This is a genomic window from Flavobacterium piscis (assembly GCF_031457575.1).
GTDB classification, from domain to species: domain Bacteria; phylum Bacteroidota; class Bacteroidia; order Flavobacteriales; family Flavobacteriaceae; genus Flavobacterium; species Flavobacterium piscis_A.
The window spans coordinates 214,545-240,362 of the sequence record NZ_JAVDWQ010000003.1 but is presented as its reverse complement, the minus strand read 5'-3'; the positions used below and the strand labels follow the sequence as shown (position 1 = coordinate 240,362).

23 protein-coding genes and 1 pseudogene are annotated in these 25,818 nt (G+C 33.5%); 2 read left to right on the top strand and 22 right to left on the bottom strand.

Translation table 11 applies throughout. The features are described from left to right. Positions 1–46: 46 nt before the first annotated feature. From ftsA to mraZ, 14 genes and pseudogenes are all read right to left on the bottom strand, one after another. A complete protein-coding gene (gene ftsA / locus J2W48_RS06395) occupies positions 47–1,456 on the bottom strand; it encodes a cell division protein FtsA (RefSeq protein WP_310279546.1) in 1,410 nt (469 codons plus the stop codon). Positions 1,457–1,462: 6 nt separating this feature from the next. After that, positions 1,463–2,185 (bottom strand): cell division protein FtsQ/DivIB, encoded by a 723-nt coding sequence (locus J2W48_RS06390; RefSeq protein WP_310279544.1) that lies wholly within the window; start codon positions 2,183–2,185, stop codon positions 1,463–1,465. Further along, on the bottom strand, positions 2,172–3,521 hold the full coding sequence (gene murC, locus J2W48_RS06385) for a UDP-N-acetylmuramate--L-alanine ligase (protein ID WP_310279542.1): 1,350 nt from the start codon (positions 3,519–3,521) through the stop codon (positions 2,172–2,174). The genes J2W48_RS06390 and murC overlap by 14 nt, the downstream gene beginning before the upstream one ends. A gap of 152 nt (positions 3,522–3,673) precedes the next feature. Next, a complete protein-coding gene (gene murG, locus J2W48_RS06380; RefSeq protein WP_310279539.1) occupies positions 3,674–4,759 on the bottom strand; it encodes an undecaprenyldiphospho-muramoylpentapeptide beta-N-acetylglucosaminyltransferase in 1,086 nt (361 codons plus the stop codon). 45 nt (positions 4,760–4,804) lie between these two features. Beyond that, positions 4,805–6,112, bottom strand: a complete 1,308-nt coding sequence (locus J2W48_RS06375) for an FtsW/RodA/SpoVE family cell cycle protein (RefSeq protein ID WP_310279536.1) — start codon at positions 6,110–6,112, stop codon at positions 4,805–4,807. Positions 6,113–6,329: 217 nt separating this feature from the next. Next, positions 6,330–6,524 carry a four helix bundle protein gene (locus J2W48_RS06370; RefSeq protein ID WP_310279534.1) on the bottom strand — a complete coding sequence of 65 codons (195 nt, stop codon included), beginning with the start codon at positions 6,522–6,524 and terminating at the stop codon, positions 6,330–6,332. Positions 6,525–6,598: 74 nt separating this feature from the next. Further along, positions 6,599–7,930, bottom strand: coding sequence for a UDP-N-acetylmuramoyl-L-alanine--D-glutamate ligase (gene murD, locus J2W48_RS06365; RefSeq protein ID WP_310279532.1), 1,332 nt, complete (start codon positions 7,928–7,930; stop codon positions 6,599–6,601). A 64-nt stretch (positions 7,931–7,994) separates the two neighbouring features. Further along, a pseudogene (locus tag J2W48_RS06360) lies at positions 7,995–8,348 on the bottom strand (four helix bundle protein). Between the two features lie 33 nt (positions 8,349–8,381). After that, positions 8,382–9,605, bottom strand: a complete 1,224-nt coding sequence (gene mraY, locus J2W48_RS06355) for a phospho-N-acetylmuramoyl-pentapeptide-transferase (RefSeq protein WP_310279530.1) — start codon at positions 9,603–9,605, stop codon at positions 8,382–8,384. A gap of 78 nt (positions 9,606–9,683) precedes the next feature. Next, a complete protein-coding gene (locus tag J2W48_RS06350) occupies positions 9,684–11,147 on the bottom strand; it encodes a UDP-N-acetylmuramoyl-L-alanyl-D-glutamate--2,6-diaminopimelate ligase (RefSeq protein WP_310279528.1) in 1,464 nt (487 codons plus the stop codon). Next, positions 11,144–13,150: a penicillin-binding protein gene (locus J2W48_RS06345; protein ID WP_310279526.1), complete on the bottom strand. Its 2,007-nt coding sequence runs from the start codon at positions 13,148–13,150 to the stop codon at positions 11,144–11,146. The genes J2W48_RS06350 and J2W48_RS06345 overlap by 4 nt, the downstream gene beginning before the upstream one ends. Beyond that, on the bottom strand, positions 13,141–13,488 hold the full coding sequence (locus J2W48_RS06340; protein ID WP_310279524.1) for an FtsL-like putative cell division protein: 348 nt from the start codon (positions 13,486–13,488) through the stop codon (positions 13,141–13,143). Before J2W48_RS06340 ends, J2W48_RS06345 begins: the two co-directional genes overlap by 10 nt. 8 nt (positions 13,489–13,496) lie before the next feature. Continuing rightward, entirely contained in the window at positions 13,497–14,405 is a 909-nt protein-coding gene (rsmH, locus tag J2W48_RS06335; RefSeq protein WP_310279522.1) for a 16S rRNA (cytosine(1402)-N(4))-methyltransferase RsmH, read from the bottom strand. Then, the gene (gene mraZ, locus J2W48_RS06330) at positions 14,380–14,853 is read right to left on the bottom strand and encodes a division/cell wall cluster transcriptional repressor MraZ (protein WP_310279520.1); all 474 of its coding nucleotides are present in this window, start codon (positions 14,851–14,853) and stop codon (positions 14,380–14,382) included. Before mraZ ends, rsmH begins: the two co-directional genes overlap by 26 nt. 377 nt (positions 14,854–15,230) lie before the next feature. Here mraZ and J2W48_RS06325 point away from each other — a divergent pair, with 377 nt between their 5' ends. Together J2W48_RS06325 and yihA are read left to right on the top strand one after the other, a co-directional pair. Further along, positions 15,231–15,995, top strand: coding sequence for an alpha/beta fold hydrolase (locus tag J2W48_RS06325; protein ID WP_310279518.1), 765 nt, complete (start codon positions 15,231–15,233; stop codon positions 15,993–15,995). A 42-nt stretch (positions 15,996–16,037) separates the two neighbouring features. Then, entirely contained in the window at positions 16,038–16,658 is a 621-nt protein-coding gene (gene yihA / locus J2W48_RS06320) for a ribosome biogenesis GTP-binding protein YihA/YsxC (RefSeq protein ID WP_310279517.1), read from the top strand. Here the strand turns inward: yihA and J2W48_RS06315 are convergent. The 8 genes from J2W48_RS06315 to J2W48_RS06280 all read right to left on the bottom strand — a co-directional run bounded on the left by J2W48_RS06315 (position 16,655) and on the right by J2W48_RS06280 (position 25,473). Next, positions 16,655–17,941: an HlyD family secretion protein gene (locus tag J2W48_RS06315; RefSeq protein WP_310279515.1), complete on the bottom strand. Its 1,287-nt coding sequence runs from the start codon at positions 17,939–17,941 to the stop codon at positions 16,655–16,657. The two genes, yihA and J2W48_RS06315, sit on opposite strands and share 4 nt — an antisense overlap. Position 17,942: 1 nt before the next feature. Then, entirely contained in the window at positions 17,943–20,135 is a 2,193-nt protein-coding gene (locus J2W48_RS06310) for a peptidase domain-containing ABC transporter (protein ID WP_310279513.1), read from the bottom strand. A gap of 180 nt (positions 20,136–20,315) precedes the next feature. Next, positions 20,316–22,484: a peptidase domain-containing ABC transporter gene (locus J2W48_RS06305; RefSeq protein WP_310279511.1), complete on the bottom strand. Its 2,169-nt coding sequence runs from the start codon at positions 22,482–22,484 to the stop codon at positions 20,316–20,318. Between the two features lie 8 nt (positions 22,485–22,492). Continuing rightward, positions 22,493–23,635 (bottom strand): HlyD family secretion protein, encoded by a 1,143-nt coding sequence (locus tag J2W48_RS06300; protein ID WP_310279509.1) that lies wholly within the window; start codon positions 23,633–23,635, stop codon positions 22,493–22,495. 308 nt (positions 23,636–23,943) lie between these two features. Continuing rightward, complete coding sequence (locus J2W48_RS06295; protein ID WP_310279507.1) at positions 23,944–24,432, bottom strand: CPBP family intramembrane glutamic endopeptidase; 489 nt, start codon at positions 24,430–24,432, stop codon at positions 23,944–23,946. Between the two features lie 9 nt (positions 24,433–24,441). Then, on the bottom strand, positions 24,442–24,927 hold the full coding sequence (locus tag J2W48_RS06290) for a CPBP family intramembrane glutamic endopeptidase (RefSeq protein ID WP_310279505.1): 486 nt from the start codon (positions 24,925–24,927) through the stop codon (positions 24,442–24,444). Positions 24,928–25,002: 75 nt separating this feature from the next. Then, positions 25,003–25,179, bottom strand: coding sequence for a hypothetical protein (locus tag J2W48_RS06285; protein ID WP_310279503.1), 177 nt, complete (start codon positions 25,177–25,179; stop codon positions 25,003–25,005). Positions 25,180–25,320: 141 nt separating this feature from the next. Further along, positions 25,321–25,473 (bottom strand): hypothetical protein, encoded by a 153-nt coding sequence (locus tag J2W48_RS06280; RefSeq protein ID WP_310279502.1) that lies wholly within the window; start codon positions 25,471–25,473, stop codon positions 25,321–25,323. Positions 25,474–25,818: the final 345 nt, after the last annotated feature.

The window sequence follows — 25,818 nt, the reverse complement described above, 5'->3', positions numbered from 1 at the left end:
TTTTTACTTTCTGACTTGTGGCAAAAAGTAATTCCTTTTCTTTTTATTACTCTGCGTTGTCTAAAAAATCTTTGATTTTATCGACATAACGATCAAAAAATGATCTTCTGATCTTAGTTTCTGTAGACTCTTCAACAGCCAAATTATTCCTAACTTCTCTTGACTGTTCAATAGTTTCTACTCTTTCAACGTAGTTTTCTTCTACTTCGTATCGTTGTTGTACAGGAGTCTGAATATTTCTGTAAACTGGTTTTGGCTGTTCATTTACAACTTCCAATCTTACAGCACTTTGTGTACTGTTTTCAATACTATTCATTACTAGTCCAACTGCCGTAGCAAATAAAGGACTTGAAATTTCCTCGCTTGAATTACCTGCTAAATGCTCATTCGGATATCCAATTCTGGTATCCATTCCGGTTATGTACTCAACCAATTGTTTGATATGTTTCAATTGAGCTCCACCACCTGTAAGAACAATTCCTGCAATTAGTTTTTTACGAGGATCTTCGTGCCCGTAAGCTTTAATTTCAGCAAAAACCTGTTCTACTATCTCCACTACACGGGCATGAATAATTTTGGATAAGTTTTTAAGCGAAATCTCTTTTGGCTCTCTTCCTCTTAATCCGGGAATAGAAACAATTTCGTTGTCTTTATTCTCTCCCGGCCAGGCCGATCCGAATTTTATTTTTAAAAGTTCAGCTTGTTTTTCAATAATGGAACATCCCTCTTTAATATCTTCTGTTATTACATTTCCACCAAATGGAATTACTGCAGTATGACGGATGATACCATCTTTAAAAATGGCCAAATCTGTTGTTCCCCCTCCAATATCGATAAGTGCAACACCAGCTTCTTTTTCTTCCTGGCTTAAAACAGCATCTGCAGAAGCCAAAGGCTCTAATGTCAATCCTGACAATTCAATGCCCGAACTCTGAATACATCTTCCCACGTTTCTGATCGATGATGCCTGGCCTACCACAACGTGAAAACTGGATTCTAATCGTCCACCGTACATTCCGATAGGCTCTTTAATTTCCGATTGACCGTCGATTTTAAATTCCTGCGGCAAAACGTGAATAATCTCTTCACCCGGTAACATTGCCAGTTTATTTACCTGATCAATCAAAAGCTGAATATCATTCTCGCCAATTACTTCTTCCGGATTACTTCGGCTGATGTAATCCGTATGCTGTATACTTCTGATATGTTGCCCGGCAATACCTACAACCACATCTTTTATTTTATAACCTGAATTATTTTCTGCTTCTATTATCGCTTGCTGAATCGATTGTATCGTTTGTGTAATATTATTTACAACTCCTCTCGCAACACCCAGACTTTTGGATTTTCCAATACCCAAAATTTCCAGTTTACCATACTCGTTTTTCTTGCCTATCATGGCAACTATCTTTGTCGTTCCAATATCTAGACCTACTGCAATGTTATCTTTTTCCATTTTCTATTATTTTGTGCAAACCACTTGTTCCGTAAACCTGAGATCAATTTTCTTGTATTTGTATAACGAACTATCCAAAACCGCTTTCTGAAAAAAAGCTTTATAGTTTCTAAATTTTTCATCAACATTCATTGTTCTGCCAAAATCAATGAAGTAATTATAATTTCTATTAAACAATTTTAGGCTGCCATTAGGCATAATTTGAATTGCAATGATGTTTTTTTTCAAAAACGCATCGTCATAAATTGTGCGAAATAGGGCGGCTAATTCTTCGTTATTTTTTTCATTAATTGCTCCCGAAACAATAGGAACACGGGCTGTAAAATTATCTGACAGAGGCATTTTATTTCCCTCATAGTCAATATAAAAAGAGTTTTCGCCATCATAAATTCTGGCTATTGGTGTCTTTTGTTTTACTACCGCTTTTAGAACGCCATCGATACTCACAAATACATCTGATTTTTCAATCAACTCTTGCGAATCAAGGCTTTTTTCTATCTTATTCAAATCTAATTCATCTTTTCGGATAGTTGAAGCGTCTCTTTTATTTTCTATCAACAATTTATTAACCGTTTCAGATTTTAAAAAAAGAGTGTTTTCTCCCACAAAAACAACGCTTGATTTTTGCAGTTTTCTATCTCCGTTTCTATGTTGTGCAAACGAGTACAAAAAAAGTACAACCCCTAAAATGAGTACTAGTCGAATATTTGTCCAATTAAATATTTTCATTGAGCATTTTTTTGATTGACGGAACCATTTCACCAATATCACCAGCCCCGATTGTTACAATTATTGGCGCATCACTGGCTTTGATTGACGCTAATAAATCTTCTTTTGCAACAATTTTTTTGTTTTTATTTGTCATTTTACCCATTAGCCAATCAGAAGTAATACCTTCCATCGGCAACTCTCGTGCCGGGTAAATATCCATTAAAAACACTTCATCAAAAGCTGACAGGCTTTCTGCAAATCCATCCGCAAAATCTCGTGTCCTGCTGAATAAATGTGGCTGAAAAACAGCCAATACCTTACGATTCGGATACAACTCCCTAACCGCCTGATGCACTGCATTTATTTCTGTTGGATGGTGTGCATAATCATCTATGTAAACTAACTTTTCTGATTTTATCTGATAAGAAAAACGTCTTCTGATTCCCTTAAAAGAACCAATCGCTTTTACAATTTTATCTGTTGGAATACCAAAAGTTCCCGCCATTGCAATAGCCATCAATGCGTTCATTAAATTGTGTTTTCCAGGTAATCCAAAATGCAGGTCTTTCATAATTTCTGATGGTGTCTGTACATCAAAAACATAACTTCCATTTTCTATACGAACATTAAATGCCTTATAAGGAGCTTCTTCATTGATAGTACACTGAACACCTTCTATCCACAATTCTTTAGTAATAAAGAGGTTACGCTTATTTTCTATTTTTGAAGCAAATTCCAAAAAAGAAGCTTCGATGGCATCACTAGTTCCATAAATATCCAGGTGATCAGCATCCATAGATGTAATACAGGCAATATTGGGATGTAAATGCAAAAATGAACGGTCAAATTCATCAGCTTCAACGACTGTCACCGTTTCTCCGCTTCCAATTAAATTAGAATTATAATTTTCTACTATCCCGCCAACAAAAGCGGTAACATCTGCGCCACTCTCAAATAAAACATGTCCTAAAATACTGGAGGTCGTTGTTTTTCCGTGTGTTCCTGCAACTGCAAAACAAAAAGTATCCTTAGTAATAATCCCTAAGACTTCAGCACGTTTTTTAACCTGATATTCTCTTTCTAAAAAATAATTCCATTCTGAATGAGTTCTGGGAACAGCCGGCGTAATAACGACCAATGTGTTTTCTACAAAATAATCATCCGGGATCAAACTGATATTATCTTCAAAATGAATATCAATACCGCTTTCAATCAGTTCATTTGTTAGCATAGATGGCGTTTTATCGTAACCTGTAACCTTTTTTCCGATATTCTTAAAATAACGGGCCAGGGCACTCATTCCGATACCGCCAATGCCAATAAAGTAAACATTTTGTATTTGATTTAAATTCATTTCAATTTATTTTTGAGCTATTTACAAGTATTTTTGATTTATAAAAAACTAGTAATTAAGCTTTTGTATTTTCCTTATTCTAATAACTCAAAACGCCTAAAATAGCGTTCTGTTTTTCTGTTTATGTTGTATAATTTTTAAAAAAAATTACATTATAACAACTTTTTAATTTCCTCTGCAATAGCTTTTGTAGCATTTGGCTTCGCCAGTTTTTTAATGCTTTCACTTAATTGATTTTGTTTGTCTTTATCTTTCAATAAAGCTTCAAAAACAATATTGAACTGACTCTCTAATTCTGACTCTTTCAATAAAATTGCCCCTTTTGCATCCACAACAGCCTGTGCATTTTTAGTTTGGTGATCTTCTGCTACGTTGGGAGACGGAATAAAAATTACAGGTTTGCCCACAATGCATAATTCTGAAACTGATGATGCTCCTGCACGGGAAATAATCACATCTGCAGCTGCGTAAACAAAATCCATTCTTTCAATAAAATCTACCACCTTTACATCCGGCAAATTGTATTTTTTATAATCCTCAAAATATAATTTCCCACATTGCCAAATAATCTGAATATCCTGAGAAAGTATATGCTCTAATTCTTTCTCAATTAACTGATTGACCCTTCTCGCACCTAAACTTCCTCCTAAAACCAACAATGTTTTTTTATTCGGATCCAGATTATAAAAAGCAATTGCTTCATCTCTTTTGCTGCTAATATCAATCAAATCCTGACGAACCGGATTTCCAGTCAAAACAATTTTTTCTTTTGGAAAAAAACGTTCTAAATTCTCATAGGCTACACAAATTGCATTGGCTTTTTTGCTTAATAATTTATTTGTGATGCCCGGAAAAGAATTTTGCTCCTGAATTACTGTCGGAATTCCTGCAGAACCTGCAGCACGCAACAAAGGCCCGCTTGCAAAACCGCCTGTACCAATCACCACATTGGGTTTAAAATTCCTGATAATTTTATTTGAATCCCACAAACTGCTTATCAGCTTAAAAGGAAACATCATGTTTTGTAAAGTAATTTTTCTTTGTATTCCGGCAATCCAAAGGCCTTTTATCTCATAACCTGCCTGAGGCACTTTTTGCATCTCCATTTTATCTTTGGCACCTACAAAAAGAAATTCAGCATCAGGAAATTGTAATTTTAATTCATTTGCAATCGCAATTGCCGGATAAATATGTCCTCCGGTACCACCGCCACTTAATATGAATTTATATTTTATCATTTTTTTTAAAGTATAATGCTTAAAAACTATATCGTTTTTAGAGTTTTATTTATTTAATACTGCATTCATTGGATTTTTGGAATTATCTTCAATTGAATACATTTCGGTATCAACTTCTTTTTCATTAACAAAAACCTCTTCAGCCAACTCCTTATCAATTAATCGTTGCAGCGCTTCTCTTCTTCTTTCTTTTTCCAGTTGTTCTTCAACAATTTCCTCGTCTTTTTTTGTTACACTAATAATAATCCCAAGGGCAAAACATGTCATCCAGATCGAACTGCCTCCACTACTAATTAATGGGAGTGTTTGCCCTGTTACCGGTAATAATTCTACCGCTACCCCCATGTTAATCATTGCCTGAAAAATCAAAGGAAAGCCGAGCCCGACGACGACTAATTTTCCAAACAGGGTATTAGCTTTGTGTGAAGCGATTACAAATCGAAACAGAAGCAATAAATATAAAATCAAAACCATTAATCCACCAACGAGTCCATATTCTTCAACTATTATAGCATAAATAAAATCAGACGAAGATTGTGGCAAAAAGTTTTTCTGAACACTTTTTCCTGGACCTAAACCTCCTAATCTACCGGATGCAATAGCTGTTTTTGCCTTTTCTATCTGATAATCATCTTCATCAGGTTTATCTGTTGTAAAATTTTCTATACGGTTTCCCCAAGTTCCTACCCTTGTAAAGAATTTCGAATCGGGAAAAGCTTTAGCCATCAAAAGAAAAAACACAAACATTACTACTCCTGAACCAATAATCAAACCAATGTATTTTAATGGATATTTACCAATAAAAGCCAGCATGATAACCATTGAAAAAATCAAGGCTGTGGTAGAAAAATTGGCTGGCAGAATAAGCCCCAAAGTGATAAAAACCGGAAGCCAAAGTTCTATTAATGAGGTTTTAAAAGGCTCATTTTCTTCTTTAGTCTTAGATAAATATCGTGCTACGTATATGAACAATATAATAGATGCCATCGTAGACGTTTGAAACGTAATTCCGATAAAAGGTACCTGGATCCAACGACTGGCATTTGCACCGGCAATTACAGTTCCTTTTAATAAGGTATAAACCAGCAAAATCCAGACAACCGGTAAAGCTAGTTTTGAAATCGCCCTGAAATAGTGATATGGCACTTTATGCACCCAATAAATAATCAGGAAACCAATACAAATGTGAGCCAAATGCTTAACCAGATATCCTAAAGTATTACCGGTACCCCTTCCAATGTAAGCTAAATTACTACTTGCACTAAAAACAGGCATAAACGAAAACAACGCCAATAAAGCCACGAATGACCATATTACCCTGTCTCCCTTTAATTTGTTTACGAGCTGCTTCATAAGTGTAATTTTAGATTTCTGATTTTAGATTTTAGATTGTTTTTAAACCTTCGGTTTATTTATTCTATTGTTTACTGTTTTTAAGCTACTCACGAAAATCGCTGTTAATTCATTTCCTTCTTTCCAAATTACTTCTAAATCATTTTTATTGATCCACATTTTTTCTTTTATAATTTCTAGCCAAAAAAAGTCTCGTCAGCTTCTTCTAAAACTATATTCATTTTGGATATATAAACTCACGATCACTTCTTGCTCTACAAACTGCTCGATAATTTACTCCAACCGATGTTCCACTCCTTACAATTTGACTTGCAATTACTTTTACAGCATAAGTTGTTGGTAATTTTTCTGCTAAATCTATTATCCTCAAGGAGAACTTCTTTGTTCTCAACTTCATTTCATCTGTCGTCATAATTAAAAGAACTTAAATCTTAATTAAATTTCAAAGTTTAGAAAAATCTAAAATCTAAACTCTGAAATCTAAAATTATAAATTATGTACCGCTTGCTTAAATTGTTTTCCTCTGTCTTCGTAGCTTTCAAATAAATCGAAACTGGCACATGCAGGAGACAACAAAACAGCATCCCCTTTTTCTGTTAAGCGCTGGGCTGTTTTTACTGCATCGCTCATATTATTTACTTCTACCATGATATCAACTACATTTCCAAAAGCGTCAATAATTTTATGATTGTCAACACCCAGACAAATGATAGCTTTTACTTTTTCACGGACCAATGACATTAATTCATTATAATCGTTTCCTTTATCCACCCCTCCAACAATCCAAACGGTGGGAGTATTCATACTATCTAAAGCAAAAAAAGTTGCATTTACGTTTGTCGCTTTAGAATCGTTGATATATTGTACATTCTGAATTTTTAGAACTTTCTCTAATCGGTGTTCAACACCCTGAAAATTAGATAGACTTTCACGAATCGTTGCTTTTCTGATTTGCATCAATTTTGCTACAGAGCTTGCTGCCATTGCATTTTTCATATTATGTTTTCCTTCTAATGCAATGTATTCTGTTTCCATTGAGAACTCTTCCTGGTTAATCTTTATTTCCATTTTGTTGTTTTTTATAAAAGCCCCTTCACTAAACTCCTGAGTCAGTGAAAAAGGAATTAATTTTGCTTTTGTTATATTGTGCTGTAACCATTCTGTAATTGCCTCATCATCTGCGTCATAAATAAGATAATCCGTTTCAGTCTGATTCATGGTGATCCTAAATTTAGAATCAATATATCTCTGATATTTGTATTCGTAACGATCTAAATGATCAGGACTTATATTTGTAATAATGGCAATATCCGGCCTGTAATCAATAATTCCGTCAAGCTGAAAACTACTTAATTCAAGCACATAGGCATCATATTTATTTTCGGCAACCTGCCAGGCAAAACTCTTTCCTATATTTCCTCCTAACCCAACATTCAAACCGGCAGATTTCAGCAAGTGATGCGTAAGCATCGTTGTGGTTGTTTTACCATTACTTCCTGTAATCCCTATTGTTAATGCTTCGGTAAAAGGTTTTGCAAACTCGATTTCCGAAATTACTTTAATGCCAGCCGCAAACAATTTCTTTACTATAGGGGACTTTTCGGGAATTCCGGGACTTTTCATGACTACATCAGCATTCAGAATCAGGTCTTCAGTATGATTTTCCTCTTCCCACGCAATACCATTAATAACCAGAACTTCTTTATAGCTTTCTTTTATCTTTCCAAAATCCGATACAAAAACATCATATCCTTTTTTCTTTCCCAGAATAGCAGTTCCTACGCCGCTTTCTCCGCCTCCTAAAACAACTAATCTCATACTCTATATAATTAAAAATTGAGAATTAAAATTAAAAATCTAACACACGAGGCTTTTAATTGTTTCACATCTTCCCCTTTAAGGTTATTATAATTTTCGCTAATATTTTACCAATTTCTTCTGCTTCATAGTGAATACTTTCGAATTCACTTGCAGAAATATAATCTGTTGCTTTCAATAATTTCAACTAATAAATAGTTTCTCTTGCTTCTTTATATGAAATTTCAAGCTTAAATAAAAACTCTTTATCAGAACGCCCTCCGATTGATTCTTCAATATTTGCTCCAATGGAAGTTCCACATCTTAAAATTTGTTTACTCAGAACAAATTCTTTTTTTGTATTAGTTAGATATTGGTACAAATTGATAATTCTAACTGCGAAAAGAAATGATTTATCCTGAATAATATTTTCCTTTATTTATAAGAACTGTATTTTAATTTTTAATTGATCTTATCTCAGTTTTAATGTAACGATTGATAATATGGCCAGCATAATGGCAACAATCCAAAAACGGGTTACAATTTTACTTTCATGATATCCTTTTTTTTGATAATGATGATGCAATGGTGACATTAGAAAAATTCTTCGGCCTTCTCCAAAACGTTTTTTAGTATATTTAAAATAGGCAACCTGCAAAACCACGGAGAAATTCTCGACCAAAAATATCCCACACAATAACGGAATCAATAATTCTTTACGAACTGCAATGGCTAAAACCGCTATAATTCCACCAATAGTTAAACTTCCCGTATCTCCCATAAAAACAGTAGCCGGATAAGAATTGTACCAAAGAAATCCAATTAATGCCCCCACAAATGCGGATATAAAAACCGTCATTTCACCCGAATGGGGGATATACATAATATTTAAATAATTCGAGAAGATAATGTTACCGGAAACAAATGTAAATATCCCCAGTGCGAGGACAGATATTGCCGAGGTTCCTGCGGCAAGTCCATCAATACCATCTGTTAAATTAGCTCCGTTAGAAACTGCAGTAATAATAAAAATTACAACCGGTATAAAAATTAGCCAGGCCCATTTTTCATATCCTTCTCCTGTCCAGGCCAATAATTTTGCATAATCAAACTCATTATTTTTAACGAAAGGAATTGTTGTTGCTGTTGATTTTTCTTCAATCGGAGCCGGTAAAACAGTTGTTGTTACTTTAAAAACATCACTATAACCAGTATCTGTTCTCACTGTTACGGCAGGATTGAAATAAAGGACCAATCCAACAATAAGCCCCAGGCCAACCTGTCCAATAACCTTGAATTTTCCCTTAAGTCCTTCTTTGTCTTTTTTGAAAATTTTAATATAATCATCCACGAAACCGATAATTCCCATCCAGAGTGTGGTTACAATAAGCAGTACTATATAAATATTATGCAAACGGGCAAACAACAAAACAGGCACTAGTGTGGCAAAAATAATAATCAGTCCTCCCATTGTTGGTGTTCCTGCTTTTTCATTTTGTCCAGCAAGTCCCAGCTCACGAACCGATTCGCCTACTTGCTGATTACGCAAAAAATTGATGATTCGCTTACCGTAAATTGTTGATAAAAGCAATGAAAGCATCAAGGCCAAAGCTGATCTGAAAGTAATGTACTGAAAAACTCCCGTTCCCGGCACATCTAGTGTTTTGTTTAAATATTCAAATAAATAGTACAACATATATCTTTGTTTATTTGGTTAATCGTTTGCTTTTTAAATATCCGGATAAACGAATAACTCTATTAGTCGATTGAACTTTTATTTTCCTAACTGTTCTAAAATTTCTTTTACTGTTTCCATATCATCAAAATGATGACGAACACCATTTACTTCCTGATAGGTTTCATGACCTTTTCCTGCAATTAGAATTATATCATTGGGCTGAGCCAATTGGCAAGCTGTTTTAATTGCTTGTTTCCTGTCGGTTATTCTCAATATTTTTTTATAATTATGTGCCTCAACCCCTTTTTCCATTTCATCCAGTATCACTTCGGGATCTTCATTTCTGGGATTATCAGATGTTAAAATTACCCTGTCACTTAAATCTGTAGCTATTTTGGCCATAATTGGACGTTTTCCTTTATCACGATTCCCGCCACAACCAACAACTGTTATTAATTGTTCGTTTTTAGTCCGGATATCTTCAACAGTCTTCAAAACATTTTCAAGAGCATCCGGAGTATGTGCATAATCTACAATGGCTGTAATAGCGCTTTCTGAAACAATATACTGAAAACGACCCGAAACACTTTCTAAATCAGACAGTAAGCGCAACGTTTCGAGGCTATCCAGCCCTAACTCTAATGCAGTTCCGTAAATTGCCAATACATTGTATGCATTAAATGTTCCTATTAGTTTTACCCAGACTTCATTGTCATTCACTTTTAATAATAATCCTGACAATTGATTTTCTAAAATTTGTGCTTTAAAATCGGCATATGTTTTTAAAGCATATGTAAGTTTTCGGGCAACAGTATTTTGCAACATTACGCTTCCATTTTTATCATCAATATTTGATAATGCGAAAGCTGATTTTGGCAATGAATCAAAAAATGCTTTTTTCACATCCCGATATTCTGCGAAAGTGGGATGATAATCTAAATGGTCGTGCGAAAGATTCGTAAAAACCCCACCCGCAAAATGCAAAGCTTCAGTTCTTTTTTGATGAATTCCGTGTGAACTCACTTCCATAAAACAATGTGTCACTCCGGCTTCGATCATCTCATTCAGATAATGATTGATTGTTAAAGAATCCGGAGTTGTATGCGTTGCTGTATATTCCGTTTCATCAACCATAATTTTTACTGTTGACAACAACCCGACTTTAAATCCTGCTTTTCGAAATAATTGAAACAATAACGAGGCAATAGTTGTTTTTCCGTTTGTACCTGTAACGCCAACTAATTTTAATTTTTCAGATGGATTTCCAAAATAATTAGCCGCCATAAAAGCCAAAGCAGAATTCGTGTCTTTTACCTTAATATATGTAATCCCTTTTTTAATATTTTCAGGCAGGGTATCGCAAATAATTGCTACTGCACCTAACTGAATGGCTTTTTCAATATAGTCATGTCCATCTGAAAGTGATCCGCGAATTGCCACAAACGCATCATTTGATTCAATTTTTCTCGAATCAAAGTCAATTTTGTGGATATCAGTCTCTGTTGAACCTGTAACAGATTCAATAGCCACTTTATATAATATGTCTTTCAGTATTTTCATGATAGTTCTAATACTATAGTTGTGTTTTTGTTTATATCCTGACCAGCCTCTATCGATTGTTTTTTTACCTTTCCTACCCCAATCACTTTTACTTTTATATCAAGATTTTCTAATAAGGCAATAGCATCCATTCCGGGCATTCCTTTTAAATCCGGAATCAGTTTTGGCTTTTTATTTGCCTCTACATCATACTTATCATAACTATATTCCTGTTTTGGAATTTTAGAATCGAGTTTTTTAATTTTATTGGTCGAAGGCACATCTGTAAATATTTTTTGGGCGATTCTTTTAAAAACCGGTCCTGCCACGTCAGCTCCGTAATAATTATTTTTGGATGTATTGGGTTTATGAACCACTACAATACAAGAATATTTAGGATGCTCTGCCGGAAAATACCCAACAAAAGAAGAAGCATAATACACCTCTTCTTTACCCGATTTTCCGTAATTTACCTTAGCCGTTCCTGTTTTACCTGCCATCGAAAAATCTTTCGAATACAGCTTAGAACCTGTTCCTTTTTTAACCACATTAAGCAAAACTGCTCTTACCTTTTTGATGGTTTCCGGGGAACAAACTCTTGGATTTAAAACCTCAACATCAAATTTCTTAATGGTTTTATTCCATTCTTTAATTTCAGAAACAAATTGTGGTTTTACCATCACCCCATTATTCGCAACCGAATTATAAAATGTCAATGTCTGCATAGGTGTAACTGAAACTCCATATCCAAAAGCCATCCACGGAAGTGAAACCCCTGACCAGTTTTTATCTCCCGGATGCGGAATAATTGCCCTTCCTTCTCCTTTAAAATGTAATCCAAGCGTTTTGTGCAATCCATAACCTTTAATATGATCTACAAATTTTGATGGATTGCTTTTGTAATTATCATAAACCGCCTGAACCATTACTGTGTTTGATGAAAGTTCAAATCCTCTTGCCAATGAAATTTTTCCGTAGCCTCCTTTATGCGAATCACGAACGACACGTCCGTAATACCTGATTTCACCGCCTTTACTGTCGTAAACTGTACTTGTATCAGCTACTTTATCTTCTAAAATTGCCATTAAATCAACCAATTTAAAAGTGGAACCAGGCTCATGGGATTCGGCTATAGCATAATTTGTAGTTTCATAGTACGATCCGTCTTGCGCTCTTCCTAAATTAGAAATTGCTTTTACATGACCTGTCTGTGTTTCCATAACAACAACACAACCATGATCAGCCTCATAATCTTCCAGCTGCTTCAACAAAGCATGGTGCGCAATATCCTGAATAAAAACGTCAATTGTCGAAATAACATCATAACCATCCTGAGGGTCAACTTCGTTCACATCCCGAATAGGTTTCCATTGTCCTTTGGCAATTTTCTGTTTTAAAATCTTCCCGTCTTTTCCGTTCAGATAACTTTTAAAAGCCCACTCGATTCCTTTACCTACTTCTACTCCGGTTGCCGGATCAATTCGGTCATACCCAATCGTTCTTTCTGCAATTTTCCCTATCGGATGTTTCCGGATTGTTTCCTGTTCCATGATGAAACCACCTTTAAATGGTCCTAAACTAAAAAGCGGAAATCCTTTAATTCTTCCATATTCGGTATAACTCAGATTACGGGCAATCAGATAATAGCGATTTTTATTGGCACGTGCTTTTCTTAATTCATTTTGATAATAACCACTGGGTCTCCCCAACATAACAGACAAAGAGTCAGAAAGCGGTTTTACATATTTTTCGAAATTTTCAATCTTTGGGGCGTTAGAATCAAACCGGATTTCATAATTAGGAATTGATGTTGCAAGTAAACTCCCATCGGCAGAATAAATATTTCCCTTATTAGCCGGAATTATAAAATTCTTAACTGTTCGCTGTTTGGCTAATTTTCGATAATAATCTCCCTCAACCCATTGGATATTGGTTAACTTAACAACAATAGCAATTGCCATCAAAAAGATGAAAACTGCTACGAGGTAAATTCTATAGGATATATGTTTATCGTCTACTGCCATATTTTTTTAAAGAAACTTTTCTTTTCTTCTTTTTTTACTTCTATTTTTGTTGGAGGAACTGTTGATGGAAAAATTTGCTTTTCGAGCATTTTATTCGATATCGTTGACTCCATTTTTAGCTTCATCAATTCAGAACGCCGGTCTACAAATTCTGATCGCAATTCTTTTACTTCATTATTCAGTTTTGCAATCTCAAAAACCTTTTGTTCGTATCGCTGTGTATTGGCAATCATTATTATAGCTAACAGAATAATAAAAACAATGAATCGCCAGTTTTTTACGGCATCATCATTTATAAGAAACCTTGCTTTTAATATGTCAAATACTCCGCTTTTCATTTTCTTATTTATATCTTTTCGGCAATTCTTAATTTTGCACTTCTTGCCCGGTTATTGATTTTGATTTCAGCATCATCCGGAACAATCAGTTTTCCGATGGTTTTGAATGGAACAGAAAAATTTCCAAAAAAATCACGCTCAGGCTCCCCTTCAAACATTCCGTTTTTAATAAATCTTTTCACCAGTCTGTCTTCCAGAGAATGATATGAAATCACCGATAACCTTCCGCCTGGATTCAGAATTTCTAATGACTGTTCGATGAATTCTTTTAAAACATCCATTTCCTGATTTACCTCAATTCGAATCGCCTGATATATCTGGGCCAATATTTTATTTCGAACCCTTTCAGGCAAATATTTCGCCAGGACTTCTTTTAATTCATCTGTAGTTTTGATTGGCTGGTACTCTCTGGCTTCTATAATTGATCTTGACAAAGCCGGTGCATTTTTCAGTTCCCCATAATCCAGGAACACTCTTTTCAAGTTAGCATCATCATATTCATTTACTACTCTATAAGCATTTAAATCATTTTTCTGACTCATTCTCATATCCAGATCAGCATCAAAGCGGGTTGAAAAACCTCTTTCAGGAATATCAAACTGATGAGAAGAAACCCCTAAATCAGCCAAAATTCCATCTACACTTTTTACTCCGTGAAAACGCAAAAATCTTTTTATAAACCTAAAATTCTCATTTATTAAAGTAAACCTTTCATCCGGTAATGCATTTGCCAAAGCATCTTCATCCTGATCAAAAGCAAACAACTTTCCGTTTGGCCCCAGGCGTTTCAAAATTTCTTTTGAATGACCACCGCCGCCAAACGTAACATCTACATAAACGCCATCAGGTTTAATATTTAAACCGTCAACTGTAGGATGAAGCAAAACCGGATTATGATATTCCATTGTCGTCGTCATTAATATTCCCCATTACTTCTTCGGCTAAATCTGCAAAATCCATATCTTCGCCGCTTATTGATTTTTCATATAAATCCTTATCCCATATTTCAACAATATTAACCGCAGATGAAAAAACCACATCTTTAGCAATCCCTGAAAAAGCCACCAAATCTTTTGGCACCAACAATCTTCCTAATGCATCAATCTCTACCACTTTAACTCCGGCAGTAAATCTTCGAATGAAATCATTGTTTTTTTTTACAAATCGATTGAGTTTATTAATCTTCTGCATCATCAGATCCCACTCATCCATTGGATATAACTCCAAACACTGTTGAAAAACCGAGCGCTTCAAAACAAATCCGTTCTGAAGAGACGAAGCCAATTGCTTTTTTAAGGGCGCAGGCATCATAAGCCTTCCTTTAGCATCAACTTTACACTCATATGTTCCTACAATTGTGTTCAAAAAATTACATTAAGATGTTATACAGCAAAAATATAAAAAATATTACCACATTTTACCACTAAATACCACTTTGTTAATAAGTTTAACCACTTTCACCTACTGCCGATTAATTAATAGACAGTCAATACTTTAGCTAATAATTATTTTACAAACGATATTGATTAATTATTGCAAAAAATACTTAGTTATTCTCTTAAAAAACTAAATATTATGCAAATACTTTAACACTTACAAATCTCACCAAAAGAGACAATAAAAGCTGATTCTTAATCACTTATAAATTCTGCAAAAATTAGGTAGTTAAAAAACGGCAGCAAAAATTCATTTTTATTTATTAAACCCTATATTTGTCGAAATTGAAATTGGCATCAGATTAAATGGACAAAAACTACAAAAAAGAAGGCAGATACAGCTATTATGAAGCTGGTGAAGGAACTCCTATCGTTATTTTACATGGCTTAATGGGAGGCCTGAGTAACTTTGATGCTGTAGCAGAATATTTTCCAACAAAAGGATATAAAGTTATTATCCCTGATTTGCCAATATACACCCAAAGCATTTTAAAAACCAATGTAAAAAGCTTTGCGAAGTACGTAAAAGACTTTATTACTTTTAAGGGGTTTGACAAAGTAATACTATTAGGCAATTCACTAGGCGGACACATCGCACTTTACCACACTAAGCTATATCCTGAAAAAGTAGCAGGACTTGTCATTACCGGAAGTTCTGGTCTTTATGAAAGCGCTATGGGGGATAGTTATCCAAAAAGAGGCGATTATGAATATATCCGAAAAAAAGCTGAAGATGTATTTTATGATCCAAAAATAGCAACCCCGGAACTGATTGATGAAGTTTATGCCACGGTTAATGATCGTATCAAACTAATCAAAACCTTAACGATAGCCAAAAGTGCTATTCGACATAATATGGCAAAAGATTTACCAAAAATGACAGTAGAAACCTGTATTATCTGGGGTAAAAATGATGCCGTAACGCCACCTAACGTAGCGGAAGAATTTGATAAATTATTGCCTAATTCAACTTTATACTGGATAGACAAATGTGGACATGCTGCTATGATGGAACATCCTCAGGAATTTAATGAAATTCTTGAAGAATGGCTTACAAAAAAGAATTTATAGCATTGAACTTTCGACTTTAAAGAGGTTTTAAAAACCAAAATCATGAAAATTAATACCGCCGAATTTATTATCAGCAATTCTGAAGTCGCAAAATGTCCAAAAGATTTTTTGCCGGAATATGCTTTTATAGGAAGATCAAACGTTGGTAAATCTTCGTTGATTAATATGCTTACCAATCACAAAAATTTAGCTAAAACTTCAGGAAGACCGGGAAAAACACAATTAATTAATCATTTTTTGATTAACAATAATTGGTTTTTGGTCGATTTACCGGGATATGGTTACGCTAAGGTATCAAAAAAAACAAAATCGGTTTTTCAGCAATTTATTACTGATTATTTTGAAACCAGAGAGCAATTGGTTTGTGCTTTTGTTTTGATTGATATTCGCCATGAAGCCCAAAATATAGATATTGAATTTATGTCTTATATGGGCGAAAGCGAGATTCCTTTTTGTATTATTTTTACCAAAGCAGATAAAATCAGCAAGACAAAAATTGACTCGCATATTGCAGCCTACAAAAAACAAATGTTTGCCAACAACTGGGAAGAAATGCCCCGTTATTTCGTGACTTCTGCTACTGAATCAACAGGAAAAGAAGAAGTTTTAGCTTATATTGACGAAGTTAACCAAGAGGTTTTTAAAAATAATTCCGGGTTTTAAGTTCTAAAAAGATCTCTGAATTGATATAAAATTCTTTCTGTTAATCGTAAATCTTCGGTTATAATTTCCGCACTTCCTTTCATCTCTTGTTGGAAGTTAATTTGTTTTTTATAAGAAGTTTGCAAGCCGTATGGAAGTGCAACATCCAGCAACAAATTCCCATCTTTATCCGGAACGAGAGAAATATTCTGAATTTTACCGTATAATACCCCAAACTCTCTGTCAGGAAAATTTGAGAGGCGAATATTTACTTTTTGCCCCACTTTTATTTTACCTGAATTTAGCGCTGGTGCTTTTACTTTTCCAACAAAACCATTTTTCGCATCCGGAATAATCGAAAAAACATTATCTCCGGAATTTATGGTCTGGTTTTCTGTCCAAACCTGTAAAAATGTAACCACTCCGCTTACAGAAGTCTTTAAAGTATAAGCCAATTCCCAGTCTTTGATAACTTTTTTAAGCTGATAAAAGGACTGTGCCATATTACGTCCTAAATTCACTTCTTCTTTAGTGCTGTTTATGTGTGAATTCTGGCTCGATTTTGTATTTTCAATCAATGTAGACTTCAATTGCGAAATAGATGACAGGAGGTTTTTATAATTCTTCTGTGCCTGAAGGTAACTCAATTTCCTGGTTTCCATTTCCTGGGTCGAAATAATTCCTTTGTTGAACAACGTTTCAAAACGGGCTACTTCATTTTTTTGAAGCTGCAATTCGCTTTCGTTAATTACTTTTTGCTGCTGCAGAATTTCTAATCGTTCCTTAATTTGAATACTTTCAGAGTTCTGTGCCCTGTTTTCTACTTCAAAAGGCTGCAAATCCTTGTTTAATTCCTGTGCCTGATAATCTTTTTGAAACACGGCATAAGCACTTTCAATTTCTCCTAATTGTGTATTCTTTAATAACCCAAAAGGAAAAGCTTTTTTTGTATCGTTGATATTGTATCCATCAACAATCTTTTTTAATAAAAAAACATCTTTATAATTAGCTGTATTTTCAATAATGGCAAGTGTGGTGTTTTTTGAAACTATCGATTTGTCTTTCACCAAAATTGCTTCAATCCGGCCTGATGATTTCGAGACTATTTTCTCCGGTGGAATGTTGGTGGTAATAACAATTTCGGTATTTACTACGTCAGGATATTTAATAAACCAGGACACAAAAAACAGCATAAATAGGATACCAAATATCAGGACCGTTCCCCAGCGGATCATCCAGTGCGGCACTTTGGTGAGAATGTCCTGAACTTCCTCGCTTCTTAATTCGAATGTATCTTCTGCCATGTTAATTTCCTAATTGCAATTGATTTCTAACCAGTTCAAAATAATTTCCTTTCTGCTCAACTAAAGATGAATGAGATCCAATTTCGATAATTTTTCCTTTATCCAAAACCACAATCTGGTCTGCATTCATAACCGTACTCAATCTGTGTGCGATAACCACTACTGTTTTATCTTTAAAGAAGATATCCAGTTTGCGCATAATTTCCTTTTCATTATTGGCATCTAATGCTGAAGTGGCTTCATCAAAAAACAATATTTCCGGGTTTTTATAAACAGCTCTTGCAATAAGCAATCGCTGTTTCTGGCCTGTGCTCATACCTAACCCTTCTGAGCCAATTTTAGTATTATATCCCAATGGCAATCCACTTACATATTCTTTAATGTTCGCTACATCTGCAGCATACACTAGTCGTTCCTTATCGACTTTATCAACACCAATAGCAATATTATTGGCAATGGTATCGCTAAAAATAAATCCCTCCTGCATGACTGCACCAATATTAGATCTCCATGCTTTTTGTGAAATATTTTTCAGCTGTGCGTTTCCAATATTAATCTCCCCTTTTTCAGGCTCATAAAATTTAAGAAGCAGTTTCATAAGCGTAGTTTTCCCGCTTCCGCTCACTCCTACTATTGCCGTTACTTTATTGGCAGGAATTACCAAACCTAAATTGTCAAGAACCGGAACATCAGATCCTAAATAACGATAAGAGAGATTTTTAATTTCGATGTCAGCATCATATGGAACATCGTGGGTTTGATGAATTTCCTGTTGGGTTTCATCTTCTTTTTCATGAATTTCTGATAATCTTGCCAATGATATTTTGGCATCCTGCAACTCTCTCACAAACTCAATAAGCTGAGTGATTGGGCCGTTTAAACTTCCAACAATCGAACTTATTGCCAGCATCATACCAAGTGTAATTGAACCGTCGATAACCAGTTTTGCAGATAAAAATATGATAAAAATGTTCTTTAGCTCATTAATTACAGAAGAACCAATAGTTTGTGTCTGTTCTAAAACCAATCCTTTTATCGAAACCCGAAACAATCTGGCCTGCACATATTCCCAACCCCAGCGTTTTTGTTTTTCGGCATTATGGAGTTTGATTTCCTGCATTCCGTTAATGAGTTCCATTACCTTGCTTTGCTCCTGCGAAACCTCAGCGAAACGTTTGTAATCAAGAACTTCCCTTCTCTTTAAGAATAAGGTGATCCAGCCAAAGTAAAGCAGGCTTCCTGCAAAAAACACCAAAAATATCTGAATATTATAATACGCGAGAACGCCTCCCATGACTATCATGTTGATGACAGAAAACAAAACGTTTAAGGAAGATGTGGTAAGAATTCGTTCAATCCTGCGATGATCGTTAATCCTTTGCATGATATCACCCGTCATCCTGACATCAAAAAAGGAGATAGGGAGATTCATTAATTTGATGAAGAAATCCGATATTAGTGAGATATTGATTCGGGTAGAAAGATGCAGCAAGATCCAGCTTCTGATGAGTTCTAAACCTGTTCTTCCCGCAAAAAGAAATAATTGCGCAAAAAGAATCAGATATATAAAATGAATGTTTTGGTTTTGTATCCCTACATCAACAATGCTTTGGGTTAGAAACGGAAAAATAAGCTGCAACAAACTACTGGCCAATAACCCAATACTTAATTGTACCAGAAATGATTTGTATCGCAATACATATTGTGACAGCATGCTAAAGCCTAATCCCTTATTGTCTTCTTTATCAAACTCAGACTGAAAAAACTTTGGCGTGGCTTCAACCAGCAGTGCGATTCCCTCCTGAGTCAATTCATCTGCATTATTGCCTATCCAAAACTTAAGGAAATCTTTTTTATTATATTCTATTAATCCAAAAGCCGGGTCAGAGATATAATAAGTTCCTTTTTTGATTCTATAAAGTACTACATAATGATTCTTGTTCCAATGTAAAACACAAGGCAAGGGTGCTTCCTGTAATCTTTCTAAATCTAATTTTACCCCTAAAGTCCTGAAACCTATCTTCTCGGCAGCATCACTCAGATAAAGTAAATTACTTCCTTCACGTGTTGTTTCGCTAATGTCTCTCAACTCCTGAATCCTGATTGTTTTGCCGTAATGTTTCGCTATTATTTTTAAGCATGTTGGCCCACAGTCTTTGCGATCTGCCTGTTTATAATGATTGAATTTTTTCAATTTAGTTTAGAATTAAATCATTATCATAAATAGTCTTAATTAAACCAATCAACTAACAACTTGAATTAATTAAAGTCTCTTGAATTGGTTTTGTAAGGAATTCTTCCGTCCGGGCAAATGTACCGAAATTCACAATCTGTGCAAACTTTGATTTGGTTTTTAGTTATAGACCAAATTCACTTACACTAAACTTTGTTTTTTCCATAAATCAAAATATTTTTCTTTTCTTTCTAATAAAAGATGGTGATTCCCTGACTCTATAACTTCTCCGTTTTCCATAACTAGTATTTGGTCAGCATTTGCAATCGTACTTAACCTATGTGCTATAATTATAATAGTCTTTCCCTGCTTCTTAAAATCATCAATTACTTCTTTAACAATTCTTTCAGAATTAGTATCTAATGATGATGTGGCTTCATCCATTAACAAAATTTCAGGATTTTTGTATAAGGCGCGTGCAATAGCAATTCTTTGTTTTTGACCTCCAGAGAGCATAGCTCCGTTTTCACCAATTTGTGTTTCGAAACCATTGGGCAGTTTTTCTACAAATTCAGTAATTCCTAATTGTTTTGACAAATCTAATATTCTTTGGATATTTGGAAACGAATCACCTAAAGCTATATTTTCGATAATGTTTCCGGAAAACAAATTAAGCTGTTGCGGAATAACGCCAATCAATTGTCTTAAGCTTTTATAATGAATAAACTGAGTATCATAATCTCCTATATAAATTTTTCCTTCTTTTATGGGATATAAATTTTGGAGAAGCGAAATCAAGGTAGTTTTTCCGCTGCCACTTTCTCCAACAATAGCGGTTGTTTCATTTTTTTTGAAAATAGCGTTAAAATTTTTAAATACTTCAATTCTGGATCCATACCTAAAACTAACATTTTCGAATTTAATATCTCCCATTTTTGCTTTTTCCAATTCAATTTTGTTTTCGGTCTTTTCACGCTCCAAATCCATGATTTCAAATAAACGATCTGCTGCAATGAGTGCATTTTGAACTGTTTTATTCATACCAATTAAAGAAGCAACTGGCGAAGTAAAATAACCTATTAAAGCATAAAAAGAGAATAATTCTCCTGGGGTAATCGCTCTGTCAATAACATATCCTGAACCAATCCACATTAGGATTACAGTAAAAACAGAGGCTAAAAATTGTGTAGAGGTCCCTGAAAAAACACCATTTAAACCTGATTTATAAGTAGTGAATAATAGTTTCACGAATCTGTTTTCAGTTTTTAAATTAGAGAAATCCTCAATTCCAAATTCTTTTACGGTACGAACGTGTGTGACACTTTCTACCAATTGTGTTTGAAGTTCGGCTGCATTTTCCATGATACTTCGCTCTACTTTTTTATTGAATTTATTTAGCAGAAAATAAATAAATCCATAAAAAGGAATAACTGCCAGAATGACCAAAGCTAATTTCCAATAATAAGTAAACATTAAAGTAAACGAAAAAATAACGATAAAAACATTCACAATCATATCGATAGCTACTTCATTTATGAATGATCTGATTTTTACCGCATCATTTATCCTTGAAGTGATTTCGCCTATTTGCATCGTATCAAAAAAACGTTGTGGCAGATGCAGCAAATGTTTGTAATAGCCCAGAATCAATTTAGCATCAATTAACTGGCCTGTTTTCATTACAAAAATACTTTTTTTAGAACCTATATAACTTTGAAGCAGAATTATCCCAATCATGGAGACACTTAATAAGTTGAGTAGTTTTCGATTTCCTTCAACCAAAACATAATCAGTAATTTTCTGGATATAAATTGACATTGCTAATCCCAAGACCGTGAAAACAATAGCTCCAATCAAAGCTTGAACCAAAATAGTTTTGTGAGGCTGAATCAAATGCCAGAAACGGGTAATTGGAGAAACTTTATCGTTATATGTTCTAAAACCATCATTTGGGGCAAAAAGAACTAAAACACCTGACCAGATTTTCTGAAATTCTTCATAAGTGTAGGTTTCCATTTTACCAAATGCAGGATCCATTACGGTAATTTTAGACTGACTTTCGGTTTTCGATTTTTCAACTTTATAGATGACTACATAATGTTGCAATTGCTGCTTTATAACCACGTGCGCAATGGCCGGTAATGGGATTTTATCTAACGAATCCATACCTCCTTTTACTCCTTTTGCAGTAAAACCCATTTTTTCTGCAGCCTCAACAATACCAAGTACATTCGTCCCACGCTTATCTGTATGGGCATATTGACGTATTCGTGCTATAGGAAGATTAACCTGGTAATGATTTCCAATAGATGCCAGACAAGCAGCACCACAATCTTTAATATCATGTTGTTTAATTTTTATTGATGCCATTTTAAGTATTAATTATCAATTGATAATTGTTTAGGATTCAGCCAGTCATCTACTTTGTCGAATAGTAAATCAAACAAACTTCTTCTGGCTATAATGTATCGTGTAGTAAGTGTCATTCCTTTTGAAACATTCGTTTTATATCCTGACTTCAGTTTCATTTCGGTTGAGTTTAATTCGCTGCGCACTTTAAAAAAGGTTTGATTTTCCTGAACAGAGATGTTACGGTCTATATCAATCACTTTTCCTTCCAGCAATCCCCATTGATTATAGTTAAATGCATCAAGCTGAAATTTGACTTTTTGATTATTATAAACAAGTCCAATATCATTGGGAGAAACCATGCTTTCTACAATTAAATGATCTACTGCTGAAATTGTGGCTATAGATTGAGCCACATTTAAAAATGAACCAATCTGTAAACCCGAAAAATTTTCGATTGTTCCCGAAATAGGTGCTGTAATAACATAGTTATTTTCTTCAACTTTAATTTTTTCTATGCTGCCTTTTAAATTTTTCGTACGTTCTTCGAGATCTCTCTTTTGATTTTCCCAAGTCGATTTTTGTTCGCTTACATAACTTTTCAGTGTCTCATTAGCCGAACGTAATTCATATTCATACTTTTCATACTCCACTTTGGCAATAATATTTTTGTCATATAATCCTTTATTGCGATTGAAGTTAATTTGTGCTTGTGAAACCTTGCTCTGCAATTCGTTTTTACGGGATTGGAATTTTAAGAAATCTTCTCTGGCAGTCGATGTTTGCAAATAAGTAGTTTTACCGGATAAGATAGAATTCACATCTTGCAAAAGTTCTGCGACTGAATTAGATACTGCATTCTGGGTGTTTTTTTCAGTTTCCAGATTTTTCTTGGCAATTTTTATAAGTGTATCCCCTTTTTTTACCACACCATTATTTTTTAAATTGAGCCAGATAACCCGGCCACTTACAATAGCTGTAACAGGAACGTTGTCAGTAGTGCTGCGAACAATTCCGCGACTTTGGCTGCTTATATCTATTTTTATAATGGGCAATGCAATCAGGAAAATTATAACGACCAAAACAATAACCAAATAAATAGATATACTTTTGGTTTTGTTTCTTGCTATTAAATTCTCAATTGTATTTATGGGGTCTGAACTGAAGTTCATAATATTAAATATGGCTTTTTGAATTCATTGTGTTTAAAATATTTTAAAACAATTAAATCAAAATGTTTTTTAAGATGTTAATTTTTTGATTGTATTTCCAAAGAAAAAACAGCGGACTTATTTTGATAAATATCATACAATTCAATTCAAGTGTTTTCTCGGACTGTGCAATTTTTTTTGATGAATTCTTTTCAGTAGAAAATCTAAAAAACAAAAGATCTGTAAAATCTTTAATATTTCTTAGAATTAAATCTTTATTTGTTTCCATATCTTTTTTTAAGAGTTAATAAATTTGTCATAGTGGTAAATTACTTTACAAAAAGGTAACCATATAAATTATACATTGAATGTAATAAGGCTGTTAAAACAAAATAAAATTTACTTTTAGCTCTACTTTCTAAATAAAATTTATTTAACAACATACCACTAACAAATGTCATTGCTACATATATTGGGTTATAAAAATGAAATAATGAAAATAAAAGACTCGTTAAAATTATCTTCACCCAATTATTTTCTAATCTTAATTTCTCGAGAATCCTAATTGGCAGATATTGAAAAATAACTGTCTCAACCAGCGGAGCGATAATTACAATTAGCATGAATTTTTCATTATATGAAAAATCTCTTAGTCCATTCTCTGTTTCATTAGTAAAATTGAAAAATGTGTTATTTACCCAATTAAAAAAATAACCATTTAAAACAGTTAAGAATAAATAGAAAATAAAAAGCAATGACAAATAATATTTTTTTATAAAAATTAAAATATTACTATTATTCAGAATCTTATTAGTCATAATTAATTTTTAAAATTTCACATAATTTAATATAAATGCAATTGCATTATAAATAGAATGAGCCAGGAAAGTATAAAATATACCTCTTTTTGTTATACTGCCTGCATAATAGATTGTTGCGAAAAGAAAACCTGTAACAACAGCAAAAAGAAAATAGAATATATTATAAGTATGAGATAAGCCAAATATTAAAGCAGAAATTATACAGCTTATAAATGGATTGACTATTTTATTAGCTGTTTCTATAATTGCATATTGGTAAAATAAGGTTTCAAAAAAAGGAACAATAAGAACAATCCAAAATAATTGTTCCTTCAAAGATGAACCAAAATTATTTTCAAAACCTTCTAAAATTTCTTTGTTAAAAAAGAAATGAGCAATTGATGAAAAAATGAACGACGTCAATAAATTAAATAATATTATTAATAATATAAACCTCCATGTTTTTATTTGATTGCAACTTATTTCTAAACACAAATTGTTAAATAAATTCATTTTTTATGCTTTTAAAAAGCTGATTGTTATTAATAACAATCAGCTTTAGTTAAAAATTATAACAGTTGAAACGATTTACGAGAAACGATTTGCGGATCCTGAAACCCCACCTTCTCCAAAACTCTGAAGACCTCTAACAACAACACCAATTCCATAAGCAATATCATACCATAGATTTTGATGTTTTCCTCCATCTATTTCTTGATTCTCAATAACTGTAAGTTCTACTACGTTTAAATTTTCTAAGTTCATTTTATTTGTTTTAATATTAGACATAAATAGATAATAAAGTGTTAGGAATTAATTAGTTGTAAATTGATATTTTAAATTATACAACTACTTATAATATTCCATTCTTTAATATCAACTTTTTTGTTTTTTTATAAATTAGTGTTACCAGTGTTTATTGTATCCTGCACTTAAACCCTCTTTTATATCCCCCCAGTTATCAGCAATTGCAATGACCCATTCAGCCCATCCTCCACCATTAACTTCTTTTTTTTCTAGAGCATTAAGCTCAACTAAATTTAAATTTTCTAAATTCATGATTTATGTTTTTAATAGTTAAACATTTTTGGTAATCACTTTACCACATTTATTGAATATTTTTTAGGAATCAATTAAAACTGAACCAATCCCTATGTAATTGGCCAATTACATTTAGATAAATAATCTACTTCTTATCGTAACGTCTTACTGTAAAAATTGTCATACTTTCCTGAAGCCAAAACTAAATAAACATCATCTTGCTCGCAAATGTTGTCTATCGAAATTCATAAATCTAGAGTCTTAATTTATAAAACTTACTAAAAAAAAATCATAATACATTCATTTTCAGTTATTTATTAATTTATTTTTTTAAAGAGATTTATATATATAAATAAGCCCTTT